This window comes from Escherichia sp. UTM R2, assembly GCF_048593455.1.
In the GTDB taxonomy this organism is placed as follows: Bacteria; Pseudomonadota; Gammaproteobacteria; order Enterobacterales; family Enterobacteriaceae; genus Escherichia; species Escherichia coli.
Genome location: NZ_JBFWDY010000002.1, coordinates 1,345,429 through 1,357,895 on the forward strand (window position 1 = coordinate 1,345,429; position 12,467 = coordinate 1,357,895).

General features: G+C 53.4%; 12 protein-coding genes. 8 read left to right on the forward strand and 4 right to left on the reverse strand.

All coding sequences use genetic code 11. From position 1 onward, the window contains the following. Positions 1-98: 98 nt before the first annotated feature. Together AB4H76_RS07365 and AB4H76_RS07370 are read left to right on the forward strand one after the other, a co-directional pair. Complete coding sequence (locus AB4H76_RS07365; protein WP_418134935.1) at positions 99-155, forward strand: hypothetical protein; 57 nt, start codon at positions 99-101, stop codon at positions 153-155. Continuing rightward, positions 136-1,374: an Nramp family divalent metal transporter gene (locus AB4H76_RS07370; protein WP_000186369.1), complete on the forward strand. Its 1,239-nt coding sequence runs from the start codon at positions 136-138 to the stop codon at positions 1,372-1,374. The genes AB4H76_RS07365 and AB4H76_RS07370 overlap by 20 nt, the downstream gene beginning before the upstream one ends. 140 nt (positions 1,375-1,514) lie before the next feature. On the opposite strand, the gene ypeC is transcribed toward AB4H76_RS07370, so the two are convergent. Beyond that, on the reverse strand, positions 1,515-1,841 hold the full coding sequence (gene ypeC, locus AB4H76_RS07375; RefSeq protein ID WP_000490072.1) for a DUF2502 domain-containing protein YpeC: 327 nt from the start codon (positions 1,839-1,841) through the stop codon (positions 1,515-1,517). Between the two features lie 114 nt (positions 1,842-1,955). Continuing rightward, positions 1,956-3,212, reverse strand: coding sequence for an ion channel protein (locus tag AB4H76_RS07380; RefSeq protein ID WP_000903148.1), 1,257 nt, complete (start codon positions 3,210-3,212; stop codon positions 1,956-1,958). Between the two features lie 203 nt (positions 3,213-3,415). Between AB4H76_RS07380 and glk the strand changes: the two genes are divergently transcribed. The 6 genes from glk to ptsP all read left to right on the forward strand — a co-directional run bounded on the left by glk (position 3,416) and on the right by ptsP (position 10,852). After that, the gene (gene glk / locus AB4H76_RS07385; protein ID WP_000170346.1) at positions 3,416-4,381 is read left to right on the forward strand and encodes a glucokinase; all 966 of its coding nucleotides are present in this window, start codon (positions 3,416-3,418) and stop codon (positions 4,379-4,381) included. Between the two features lie 218 nt (positions 4,382-4,599). Next, positions 4,600-4,926 carry a PTS fructose transporter subunit IIB gene (locus AB4H76_RS07390; protein WP_000038456.1) on the forward strand — a complete coding sequence of 109 codons (327 nt, stop codon included), beginning with the start codon at positions 4,600-4,602 and terminating at the stop codon, positions 4,924-4,926. A gap of 21 nt (positions 4,927-4,947) precedes the next feature. Beyond that, entirely contained in the window at positions 4,948-6,195 is a 1,248-nt protein-coding gene (locus tag AB4H76_RS07395) for a PTS fructose transporter subunit IIC (protein ID WP_000985359.1), read from the forward strand. Between the two features lie 14 nt (positions 6,196-6,209). After that, a complete protein-coding gene (ypdF, locus tag AB4H76_RS07400) occupies positions 6,210-7,295 on the forward strand; it encodes an aminopeptidase (RefSeq protein ID WP_000173291.1) in 1,086 nt (361 codons plus the stop codon). Beyond that, positions 7,295-8,332: an aminopeptidase gene (gene ypdE / locus AB4H76_RS07405; RefSeq protein WP_000366028.1), complete on the forward strand. Its 1,038-nt coding sequence runs from the start codon at positions 7,295-7,297 to the stop codon at positions 8,330-8,332. Before ypdF ends, ypdE begins: the two co-directional genes overlap by 1 nt. Positions 8,333-8,356: 24 nt before the next feature. After that, positions 8,357-10,852 (forward strand): phosphoenolpyruvate--protein phosphotransferase, encoded by a 2,496-nt coding sequence (gene ptsP / locus AB4H76_RS07410; protein WP_001618737.1) that lies wholly within the window; start codon positions 8,357-8,359, stop codon positions 10,850-10,852. 2 nt (positions 10,853-10,854) lie between these two features. Here the strand turns inward: ptsP and AB4H76_RS07415 are convergent, their stop codons facing one another. Next, positions 10,855-11,712, reverse strand: coding sequence for an AraC family transcriptional regulator (locus tag AB4H76_RS07415; RefSeq protein ID WP_000646835.1), 858 nt, complete (start codon positions 11,710-11,712; stop codon positions 10,855-10,857). A gap of 12 nt (positions 11,713-11,724) precedes the next feature. Further along, positions 11,725-12,459: a two-component system response regulator YpdB gene (gene ypdB, locus AB4H76_RS07420; protein ID WP_001295458.1), complete on the reverse strand. Its 735-nt coding sequence runs from the start codon at positions 12,457-12,459 to the stop codon at positions 11,725-11,727. Between the last annotated feature and the right edge of the window lie 8 nt (positions 12,460-12,467).

Here is a 12,467-nt window from a genome sequence, read left to right on the forward strand (position 1 = left end):
CAAGTCATCAATCTTTTCGTAGTCATAATCCTGGTCTATCAGAGAAATCACCACAATCCATTTAAATGAATTTGATAATCATTCTCGTTTGGCATAGCATGAAACATAGCAAAGGCTATGTTTTAGAGGCACAAGATGACGAACTATCGCGTTGAGAGTAGCAGCGGACGGGCGGCGCGCAAGATGAGGCTCGCATTAATGGGACCTGCGTTCATTGCGGCGATTGGTTATATCGATCCCGGTAACTTTGCGACCAATATTCAGGCGGGTGCTAGCTTCGGCTATCAGCTACTGTGGGTTGTCGTTTGGGCCAACCTGATGGCGATGCTGATTCAGATCCTCTCTGCCAAACTAGGGATTGCCACCGGTAAAAATCTGGCGGAGCAGATTCGCGATCACTATCCGCGTCCCGTAGTGTGGTTCTATTGGGTTCAGGCAGAAATTATTGCGATGGCAACCGACCTGGCGGAATTTATTGGTGCGGCGATCGGTTTTAAACTCATTCTTGGTGTTTCGTTGTTGCAGGGCGCGGTGCTGACGGGGATCGCGACTTTCCTGATTTTAATGCTGCAACGTCGCGGGCAAAAACCGCTGGAGAAAGTGATTGGCGGGTTACTGTTGTTTGTTGCCGCGGCTTACATTGTCGAGTTGATTTTCTCCCAGCCTAACCTGGCGCAGCTGGGTAAAGGAATGGTGATCCCGAGTTTACCTACTTCGGAAGCGGTCTTCCTGGCAGCAGGCGTGTTAGGGGCGACGATTATGCCGCATGTGATTTATTTGCACTCCTCGCTCACTCAGCATTTACATGGCGGTTCGCGTCAACAACGTTATTCCGCCACCAAATGGGATGTGGCTATCGCCATGACTATTGCCGGTTTTGTCAATCTGGCGATGATGGCTACAGCTGCGGCGGCGTTCCACTTTTCCGGTCATACTGGTGTTGCCGATCTTGATGAGGCTTATCTGACGCTGCAACCGCTGTTAAGCCACGCTGCGGCAACGGTCTTTGGATTAAGCCTGGTTGCTGCGGGGCTGTCTTCAACGGTGGTGGGGACACTGGCGGGGCAGGTGGTGATGCAGGGCTTCATTCGCTTTCATATCCCGCTGTGGGTGCGTCGTACAGTCACCATGTTGCCGTCATTTATTGTCATTCTGATGGGATTAGATCCGACACGGATTCTGGTTATGAGTCAGGTACTGTTAAGTTTTGGTATCGCTCTGGCGCTGGTTCCACTGCTGATTTTCACCAGTGACAGCAAGTTGATGGGCGATCTGGTGAACAGCAAACGCGTAAAACAGACAGGCTGGGTGATTGTGGTGCTGGTCGTGGCGCTGAATATCTGGTTGTTGGTGGGGACGGCGCTGGGATTGTAGTTGAATGAGCGTCGCATCTGGCACTATTGGCGGATGCGGCGTAAACGCCTTATCCGCCCTACGCGTTAAAGAGCCGGTTTGTAGGCCTGATAAGACGCACTAGCGTCGCATCAGGCATTGTGCTCCATTGGCGGACGCGTTTAATGGCGGTGCCCATGACCCCGGCCTTTTCCGCGATGATCGTCACGATCGCGCCAGCCTTCACGATAGCCACGCTCATACGCTTTACGCTTATCCCAGCCACGGTGGTAGCCATTATCATGACGCCACCAACGGTTTTTGCGCCACTCATAATTGCGATGCCAGTAGTCACGGTCGCGCCAGTGACCACCGTCCCAGTAATTACCGTAATGATCGCGATCGCCAATTTGTAATTTGATTGATGGCAGTAGGGTGATTTCACCTGCGTTTGCTGCAAGCGGGGTAAATGCCATCAGGGCGGCCGCCAGAAACAGTGACCTGAACATTGTTATTCTCCTTCACGCTCGAAGCCGTCAGCGGCCTGTTAACGCAATATTACGGGGAGGTAAAGCCCCGTATCATCGCCATAACTCTTAAATCATAAAGGAGAGCATTTTTTGCTAAACGTTATCGTGGGGTGGCTGTTGCTTCGGACGATTGACCATCATCATCGGCTTACCTGCTAATAACAGCCATGCCGGAAGCATGACGATACAGAGCAGCGGTAGCAATGTGGTATTGGGTACAACGACTGCCGCCATAAAAAGACTTAACCAGCCATCGCGTGTTACCACCAGCACGATGCCGAGAATAGCGCAAGAAACGGTTATTGCCGCTGGTACGGCGGGAACGTGCTCATGCAGCATCAACCCTAATGCCACGCCGACAAACACTGCCGGGAAGATTCGCCCACCGCGAAAGCCACTGGCGGCAGCAACGACCAGGGCGGCAAGTTTAATTACCGCCAGCAAAAAGTAATCGCTGGTGCTGAAAGCCTGATTTGCCACCATCTGCTGCATCTCATCCAGCCCTTTAAACAGCGAAACTGGTCCACCAATAACCCCCAGAATACCGAGAATAAATCCGCCAATACCCAGCACGAGCACCGGATTTTTCATTTGATGCATCATCGCGTGCAACCGTGGTAAGCACCATACGGCGACCATCCCTGCTGCGATGGCAATCGCCGCGACAATTGCACCGCTGAGAATATCGGTCATTTCCATCTGTCCGTAATGAGCAATGGGCAGTGAAAAATGAGGATGGAAAAATAATCCGGTAGTAAGTGCACCAGCTGCTGCCGCCATTAACGGCGCAAAGAGACGATCCCATAGCGGAACTTCACTACTGCCATTTAAGGTTTGCGAAAATATCAACGCCGCCGCAACAGGAGTGCCAAACAGTGCGCCGATGGTTCCGGCAGAGGCTAAAATAGTCCACTCCATTCGGTTGACGCGCGGTAACAGACGAGCGCCAATGGCAACCGCAAGGGCGATATTGACGGTCATGATCGGATGTTCCGGCCCCAGGCTGACGCCGCCAGCAAGACCGAGAATTAATGCTACGATAAGTCCAGGTAGCGCAGAGGGCGGAACCGGTGCGCCGATCAGCGGTTCACAGGCGGGGTCTGGTCCGGCATGACCCTGGCTGAAACGGATAACCAACCCCACCGCAATACCCGTTAGCGTTAATACACCGATGATCCAGAGGGGTGAATCCTGGGCTATCCCCAGAGTTCCCGGCAGTCGTTGCCAGAGCAAATTCTGTAATACCGAGGCGATTTTCATCACCACAATCAGAATAAGACTGGACGCAATCCCAATTGCCACGGCGGGGAGCGATAATAACAACATGGTTCTGGCTCGCGGATGGAGCATGTTCTATTCCTTATGCGGGGTCAGATACTTAGTTTGCCCAGCTTGCAAAAAGGCATCGCTGCAATTGGTGCTGAAACGATAAAGTAATTGTGTGACCCAGATCGATATTTACAGGGAGCCTGCCTTTCCGGCGTTGTTGTTATGCCCCCAGGTATTTACAGTGTGAGAAAGAATTATTTTGACTTTAGCGGAGCAGTTGAAGAATGACAAAGTATGCATTAGTCGGTGATGTGGGCGGCACCAACGCACGTCTTGCTCTGTGTGATATTGCCAGTGGTGAAATCTCGCAGGCTAAGACCTATTCAGGGCTTGATTACCCCAGCCTCGAAGCGGTCATTCGCGTTTATCTTGAAGAACATAAGGTCGAGGTGAAAGACGGCTGTATTGCCATCGCTTGCCCAATTACCGGTGACTGGGTGGCGATGACCAACCATACCTGGGCGTTCTCAATTGCCGAAATGAAAAAGAATCTCGGTTTTAGCCATCTGGAAATTATTAACGATTTTACCGCTGTATCGATGGCGATCCCGATGCTGAAAAAAGAGCATCTGATTCAGTTTGGTGGCGCAGAACCGGTCGAAGGTAAGCCTATTGCGGTTTACGGTGCCGGAACGGGGCTTGGGGTTGCGCATCTGGTCCATGTCGATAAGCGTTGGGTAAGCTTGCCAGGCGAAGGCGGTCACGTTGATTTTGCGCCGAATAGTGAAGAAGAGGCCATTATCCTCGAAATATTGCGTGCGGAAATTGGTCATGTTTCGGCGGAGCGCGTGCTTTCTGGCCCTGGGCTGGTGAATTTGTATCGCGCAATTGTGAAAGCTGACAACCGCCTGCCAGAAAATCTCAAGCCAAAAGATATTACCGAACGCGCGCTGGCTGACAGCTGCACCGATTGCCGCCGCGCATTGTCGCTGTTTTGCGTCATTATGGGCCGTTTTGGCGGCAATCTGGCGCTCAATCTCGGGACATTTGGCGGCGTGTTTATTGCGGGCGGTATCGTGCCGCGCTTCCTTGAGTTCTTCAAAGCCTCCGGTTTCCGTGCCGCATTTGAAGATAAAGGGCGCTTTAAAGAATATGTCCATGATATTCCGGTGTATCTCATCGTCCATGACAATCCGGGCCTTCTCGGTTCCGGTGCACATTTACGCCAGACCTTAGGTCACATTCTGTAAATCCTTCCTTTTATATCGGGAGGTAACTCTCCCGATAATCTTTTAAATCATACAGTTTATTCAATTTTTCTTTGTGTCCCCTCACAAGGCCGACCTGCGTCACACTTCCGTACAGCGGGATTAATTCTCCAGTAAATGCATTATTTGTCTGGTAACGGCGATTTGTTTTGCACGTTCATAATTTCACTCGTCAACTATCACTGAACGAGGAATTAACGATGAGTAAGAAACTGATTGCCTTATGTGCCTGCCCGATGGGCCTGGCTCACACCTTTATGGCCGCTCAGGCGCTGGAAGAAGCGGCGGTAGAAGCCGGTTATGAAGTGAAAATTGAAACCCAGGGCGCGGACGGTATCCAGAATCGCCTGACGGCGCAGGATATCGCCGAAGCGACCATCATCATCCACTCCGTGGCAGTTACCCCGGAAGATAACGAACGTTTCGAATCACGCGACGTTTATGAAATCACTTTGCAGGACGCAATTAAAAACGCTGCGGGCATCATCAAAGAAATCGAAGAGATGATTGCCTCTGAACAACAGTAATATTCGACAGGGATAATTGTTATGGCCATTAAAAAACGCAGTGCAACCGTTGTGCCTGGCGCATCCGGTGCGGCAGCGGCAGTTAAGAATCCGCAGGCCTCTAAAACCAGCTTCTGGGGTGAACTCCCGCAGCATGTGATGTCAGGGATTTCACGCATGGTGCCGACCTTAATTATGGGCGGTGTGATCCTCGCTTTCAGCCAGCTGATTGCTTATAGCTGGCTTAAAATTCCTGCTGAGATCGGCATCATGGATGCTCTTAATAGCGGGAAATTCTCCGGTTTCGACCTCTCCTTACTTAAATTTGCCTGGCTGTCGCAGTCCTTCGGCGGCGTGTTGTTTGGTTTTGCCATTCCGATGTTTGCTGCTTTTGTGGCGAACTCTATCGGTGGCAAACTGGCGTTCCCGGCTGGTTTTATCGGCGGGTTGATGTCTACCCAGCCGACGCAACTGCTGAACTTCGATCCCAGCACTATGCAATGGGCGACCTCTTCGCCGGTGCCGTCCACCTTCATTGGTGCGCTGATTATTTCTATCGTCGCGGGTTACCTTGTGAAGTGGATGAACCAGAAAATCCAGTTACCGGATTTCCTGTTAGCGTTCAAAACCACATTTTTGCTCCCGATTCTTTCCGCCATTTTTGTCATGCTGGCGATGTACTACGTCATCACCCCCTTTGGTGGCTGGATCAACGGCGGTATCCGTACTGTGCTGACTGCCGCAGGTGAGAAGGGCGCGCTGATGTACGCAATGGGGATCGCCGCGGCGACAGCAATCGACCTTGGTGGCCCGATCAACAAAGCCGCAGGTTTTGTTGCCTTCAGCTTTACCACTGACCACGTATTACCGGTCACCGCTCGTTCTATCGCTATCGTTATTCCGCCGATTGGTCTGGGGCTGGCGACCATTATCGACCGTCGTTTAACCGGCAAACGCCTGTTCAACGCTCAACTTTATCCGCAGGGTAAGACCGCCATGTTCCTGGCGTTTATGGGGATCAGTGAGGGTGCGATTCCGTTTGCGCTGGAAAGCCCCATCACCGCCATTCCGTCGTATATGGTCGGCGCTATTGTCGGCTCAACCGCCGCTGTCTGGCTGGGCGCAGTGCAATGGTTCCCGGAGTCCGCTATCTGGGCATGGCCGCTGGTCACTAACCTGGGCGTCTATATGGCGGGGATCGCGCTGGGGGCAGTCATAACTGCGCTGATGGTGGTGTTCCTGCGTCTGATGATGTTCCGTAAAGGCAAATTGTTAATCGATAGCCTGTAAGAAGGAAAATCCAGATGACATTACTCGCTTCGCTGCGCGACTGGCTTAAGGCGCAACAACTGGATGCAGTGCTTCTCTCCTCACGGCAGAACAAACAGCCGCATCTGGGGATCTCCACCGGATCAGGTTATGTGGTGATTAGCCGTGAAAGTGCGCACATTCTGGTGGATTCGCGCTATTACGTTGAGGTGGAAGCCCGTGCGCAAGGCTACCAGCTGCATTTGCTTGACGCGACGAACACGCTTACCACTATCGTCAATCAAATCATTGCCGATGAACAGTTGCAAACGCTCGGTTTTGAGGGCCAGCAGGTGAGTTGGGAAACCGCGCACCGCTGGCAGTCTGAACTCAATGCGAAACTGGTTAGCGCCACGCCGGATGTGCTGCGGCAAATCAAAACGCCAGAGGAGGTGGAGAAAATCCGCCTCGCCTGTGGGATTGCTGATCGCGGTGCAGAGCATATTCGCCGCTTTATTCAGGCGGGGATGAGCGAGCGCGAGATAGCCGCTGAACTGGAGTGGTTTATGCGCCAGCAGGGCGCAGAAAAAGCCTCTTTTGACACCATTGTCGCCAGTGGCTGGCGTGGGGCGCTGCCGCACGGCAAAGCCAGCGACAAGATTGTTGCAGCGGGCGAGTTTGTCACTCTCGATTTCGGTGCGCTGTATCAGGGCTACTGCTCTGATATGACGCGCACCTTGCTGGTGAATGGCGAAGGGGTGAGCGCCGAATCTCACCCGCTGTTTAACGTCTATCAAATTGTCCTGCAGGCACAGCTCGCAGCAATCTCCGCGATTCGCCCCGGCGTGCGCTGCCAGCAGGTTGACGATGCCGCGCGCCGGGTCATTACAGAAGCAGGTTATGGCGACTATTTCGGTCATAACACCGGTCACGCTATCGGCATTGAAGTTCATGAAGATCCGCGTTTTTCACCGCGGGACACCACGACGCTACAGCCAGGCATGTTACTGACCGTGGAGCCGGGGATTTATTTGCCAGGGCAAGGGGGCGTGCGCATCGAAGATGTTGTGCTGGTTACCCCGCAAGGCGCAGAAGTGCTCTACGCCATGCCGAAAACAGTGTTGCTCACGGGAGAGGCATAATGGATTTATCGCTATTAAAAGCGTTGAGCGAGGCAGATGCGATCGCCTCCTCGGAACAGGAAGTGCGGCAGATCCTGCTGGAAGAAGCGGATCGCCTGCAAAAAGAAGTGCGATTTGATGGTCTGGGATCGGTGCTGATCCGCCTGAATGAATCGACAGGTCCGAAGGTGATGATCTGTGCGCATATGGACGAAGTGGGATTTATGGTGCGCAGCATCTCCCGCGAAGGGGCGATTGATGTGCTGCCGGTTGGCAACGTACGCATGGCTGCCCGCCAGCTGCAGCCGGTGCGCATCACCACCCGTGAAGAGTGCAAAATTCCAGGCCTGCTTGACGGCGACCGGCAGGGGAATGACGTCAGCGCCATGCGCGTGGACATTGGTGCGCGCTCCTATGACGAAGTGATGCAGGCGGGAATTCGTCCCGGCGATCGCGTCACGTTTGATACCACTTTTCAGGTTCTCCCTCACCAGCGAGTGATGGGGAAAGCCTTTGATGACCGCCTCGGTTGCTATCTGCTGGTGACGTTACTGCGCGAACTGCACGACGCCGAACTACCTGCGGAAGTGTGGCTGGTGGCAAGTTCCAGCGAAGAGGTGGGATTACGCGGCGGGCAAACTGCCACCCGCGCGGTGTCGCCGGACGTCGCCATTGTGCTTGATACCGCCTGCTGGGCGAAAAACTTTGATTATGGCGCGGCTAACCATCGCCAGATTGGTAACGGGCCGATGCTGGTGTTAAGCGACAAGTCGCTGATTGCGCCGCCAAAACTTACCGCCTGGGTCGAAACCGTGGCGGCAGAAATTGGCGTGCCGTTGCAGGCAGATATGTTCAGCAACGGCGGCACGGACGGCGGGGCGGTGCACTTAACCGGCACCGGCGTGCCCACAGTGGTGATGGGGCCAGCAACCCGCCATGGACATTGCGCCGCATCGATTGCCGATTGCCGCGACATTTTGCAGATGCAGCAACTTTTATCTGCCCTTATTCAACGTCTTACGCGTGAGACGGTTGTTCAACTGACGGATTTCAGATGATCTCCTGATTAACCCGGAGCGGTTATGTTAACGATTCAATTTCTCTGTCCTTTGCCTAACGGTCTACATGCTCGTCCGGCGTGGGAACTTAAAGAACAGTGCAGCCAGTGGCAAAGCGAAATCACTTTTATTAACCATCGCCAGAACGCAAAGGCAGATGCGAAAAGCTCGCTGGCGCTGATTGGCACCGGCACCCTATTTAATGACAGTTGCAGCCTGAACATTAGCGGCAGCGATGAAGAGCAGGCGCGGCGCGTGCTGGAAGAGTACATCCAGGTGCGCTTTATCGACAGCGACAGCGTTCAGCCTACGCAGGCAGAACTGACGGCGCATCCGCTGCCGCGTTCATTAAGCCGCCTTAACCCGGATTTACTGTACGGCAATGTGCTGGCAAGCGGCGTCGGCGTGGGTACGCTGACCCTGTTACAAAGCGACAGCCTCGACAGTTATCGGGCAATCCCCGCCAGTGCGCAAGATTCCACCCGGCTGGAGCACAGCCTGGCAACGCTTGCCGAGCAACTGAACCAGCAATTGCGTGAGCGTGACGGCGAAAGCAAAACTATCCTCAGCGCCCATTTGTCGCTGATTCAGGATGATGAATTTGCAGGCAATATCCGTCGCCTGATGACAGAACAGCATCAGGGGCTGGGGGCGGCGATCATCAGCAATATGGAGCAGGTTTGCGCCAAACTTTCTGCCTCTGCCAGCGATTATCTGCGCGAACGTGTTAGCGACATTCGCGATATCAGCGAACAGTTGCTGCATATCACCTGGCCGGAACTGAAGCCGCGCAACAAGCTGGTGCTTGAAAAACCGACCATTCTGGTGGCTGAAGATTTAACCCCAAGCCAGTTTTTGAGCCTTGATTTGAAAAATCTTGCGGGCATGATTCTGGAGAAAACCGGGCGCACCTCGCATACACTGATTCTGGCCCGTGCCTCGGCGATCCCGGTACTGAGTGGCTTGCCGCTGGATGCGATTGCCCGTTATGCCGGGCAACCTGCAGTGCTTGACGCCCAGTGCGGCGTGCTGGCGATTAACCCGAATGACGCGGTGAGCGGTTATTATCAGGTCGCGCAAACGCTGGCGGATAAACGCCAAAAACAACAGGCGCAGGCTGCCGCGCAGCTGGCCTATTCCCGTGATAACAAGCGTATTGATATTGCGGCGAATATCGGCACCGCTCTGGAAGCGCCAGGCGCGTTTGCCAACGGCGCGGAAGGTGTCGGGCTGTTCCGTACCGAAATGCTCTATATGGATCGCGACAGCGCGCCGGACGAGCAGGAGCAATTTGAAGCCTACCAGCAGGTGCTACTGGCGGCGGGCGACAAGCCGATTATCTTCCGCACGATGGACATCGGCGGCGATAAAAGCATTCCTTATCTGAATATTCCCCAGGAAGAGAACCCGTTCCTCGGCTATCGCGCGGTACGTATTTACCCGGAATTTGCTGGCCTGTTCCGCACTCAACTGCGGGCCATTTTGCGCGCCGCCAGTTTCGGCAACGCCCAGTTGATGATCCCGATGGTTCACAGCCTCGATCAGATCTTATGGGTGAAAGGCGAGATCCAAAAAGCGATCGTTGAGCTTAAGCGCGATGGCCTGCGTCATGCAGAGACGATTACGCTTGGGATCATGGTGGAAGTTCCGTCGGTGTGCTACATCATCGACCACTTCTGCGATGAGGTCGATTTCTTCAGTATCGGCTCCAACGATATGACCCAGTATCTGTATGCGGTCGATCGTAATAACCCGCGCGTATCGCCGCTATATAACCCGATTACGCCATCGTTCCTGCGCATGTTGCAGCAAATAGTTACCACTGCGCATCAGCGGGGCAAATGGGTAGGCATTTGCGGTGAACTGGGCGGTGAAAGCCGTTATCTGCCGCTACTGCTTGGGCTGGGCCTGGATGAGCTGAGTATGAGTAGCCCGCGTATTCCGGCGGTGAAAAGCCAGCTTCGTCAACTGGATAGCGAGGCGTGTCGGGAACTGGCGCGTCAGGCATGTGAATGCCGCAGTGCGCAGGAAATTGAAGCGTTACTCACCGCCTTTACGCCGGAAGAAGACGTTCGCCCACTGCTGGCGCTGGAGAATATCTTTGTTGATCAGGAATTTAGCAATAAAGAGCAGGCGATCCAGTTCCTGTGCGGCAACCTCGGCGTTAACGGGCGCACTGAACATCCGTTTGAGCTGGAAGAAGATGTCTGGCAGCGGGAAGAGATAGTCACCACTGGCGTTGGTTTTGGCGTGGCGATCCCGCATACCAAATCACAGTGGATCCGTCATTCCAGTATCAGCATTGCCCGGCTGGCGAAACCGATTGACTGGCAGTCAGAAATGGGCGAAGTCGAACTGGTGATCATGCTGACGCTGGGTGCTAACGAAGGGATGAATCATGTGAAAGTCTTCTCGCAGCTGGCGCGTAAACTGGTGAATAAAAACTTCCGCCAGTCGTTGTTTGCCGCGCAAGATGCACAAAGTATCCTGACGCTGCTGGAAACAGAATTAACCTTCTGACGTTAGCCCTGAAAACGGGCGCTGTACTCTCCCGGCGTCAGACCAAACTGACGCCGGAAAACGCGACAAAAATAGTCGCTATCCGGAAAACCGCAACGCTGTGCCACTTCATGAATTGACAGATGATATTTCTGCAAAATCATCCTCGCCTTCGCCATTCGCACCCAACGCACATACTCGATAAAACGCATCGTTCCATGCTGAGCAAACAGTTTTGACAGATGATTGGGCGTGATATTAAAAAACTGCGCCACGCTCTCGCGGGTGAGCGGCTGGGCATAATTATCCTGAACCCAGTTACAAATGCTGTGATAGAGAAAATCGCCGCGCGGCTGCGAATTGCCCGGCGGCATATTCACCACGCTACGGCAAAGATGCAGCAAACTTAACACCAGCGGCTGAATGATATTTTGCTCCAGCGGCGAACGGCTAAGATGGGTGAGGGCGGTAAGCATCGCTTCACCTTCACCGCGTTGCAGGCTGGGAAGCTGGATCTGGCGAGCAGGATGCAACAACGACGTGGTGCGGCTATCGTAAAACGATAACCCAAGCCAGGTCGGAGCGAACACCAGGCTTAACAGCATCACCGGTTTGTTGTTGACCGGTAAATTAGCCGCGCGCGCCGGAATAAACAGCATTTCTCCTTCCACCAAACGTTGCTGCTTTGCTTCCAGCAGATTGCCGTATTCGCCGCGCAGCACGATATCCAGACGGGGAAAATCAATACATAAACTGCCCACCGGCAACGAGGCAGGCTGGCTGGCAAACCAGACGCGCCCCAGTAGTTGCGGGTTAAGCACCAGGCCGCTGAACAGATCGGCGAAAAATTGTTGATCGGCGGGCAAGCCTGGTGCTTTCATGAAAGTTCCCGATTAAAGATGCATTAACTGGCGAAATTCTTTTACTTTGCTGCGGCTGACTGGCACTTCAAAATCCAGATCTTTCAGCCGCAGAATATAGGTGTTATTAAACCACGGTTCGATTTCGCGGATTTTGTTCAGATTGACACAAAATGAGCGATGGCAGCGGAAAAAATGCGACGGCGGCAGTTTGCTGCAAAATTCGGTAATGTTCATCGGCATTACGTAGGATTCACGCCGCGTATAGACAAAGGTCATTTTCTCGTGCGCTTCGGCGTAATAGATATCGTTAATTGGCGTGACGATTATTCGCTCATCTTTCACCAGATTAATGGTGTCATTCTCACGCGTTACCGTCGCGGCAGGCGTGCTGCTGGTCTGCTGTTGTTGCCAGGCCGCTTCCAGTTTTTGCAGCATCCCGGTAATGCGTGACTCCTGATACGGTTTGAGAATGTAGTCAAACGCCTCCAGTTCAAACGCTTCTACCGCATGTTCTTTCCACGCGGTGATGAACACAATAAACGGTTTATGGGCGAACTGGCTGATGTTTTGCGCCAGCAACACACCATCCAGCGACGGAATATTGATATCCAGAAAAATGGCGTCGACGCGGTTATGCTGCAAAAACTTCAACACGTCCAGACCGTCGTCAAAGGTGCCGACAATCTCCATCTGGCTGTGCTCTTTAATTAGCCAGCTCAGTTCCTGTTGTGCCAGGAATTCGTCTTCAACAATGATGACTTTCACAATATCAC

Coding starts and splice junctions, on each gene's coding strand:
- ypdE (WP_000366028.1), top strand. CDS start 7,295: ATGGATTTATCGCTATTAAAAGCGTTGAGCGAGGCAGATGCGATCGCC.
- glk (WP_000170346.1), top strand. CDS start 3,416: ATGACAAAGTATGCATTAGTCGGTGATGTGGGCGGCACCAACGCACGT.
- ptsP (WP_001618737.1), top strand. CDS start 8,357: ATGTTAACGATTCAATTTCTCTGTCCTTTGCCTAACGGTCTACATGCT.
- AB4H76_RS07380 (WP_000903148.1), bottom strand. CDS start 3,212: ATGCTCCATCCGCGAGCCAGAACCATGTTGTTATTATCGCTCCCCGCC.
- ypdF (WP_000173291.1), top strand. CDS start 6,210: ATGACATTACTCGCTTCGCTGCGCGACTGGCTTAAGGCGCAACAACTG.
- AB4H76_RS07370 (WP_000186369.1), top strand. CDS start 136: ATGACGAACTATCGCGTTGAGAGTAGCAGCGGACGGGCGGCGCGCAAG.
- AB4H76_RS07395 (WP_000985359.1), top strand. CDS start 4,948: ATGGCCATTAAAAAACGCAGTGCAACCGTTGTGCCTGGCGCATCCGGT.
- ypeC (WP_000490072.1), bottom strand. CDS start 1,841: ATGTTCAGGTCACTGTTTCTGGCGGCCGCCCTGATGGCATTTACCCCG.
- AB4H76_RS07415 (WP_000646835.1), bottom strand. CDS start 11,712: ATGAAAGCACCAGGCTTGCCCGCCGATCAACAATTTTTCGCCGATCTG.
- AB4H76_RS07390 (WP_000038456.1), top strand. CDS start 4,600: ATGAGTAAGAAACTGATTGCCTTATGTGCCTGCCCGATGGGCCTGGCT.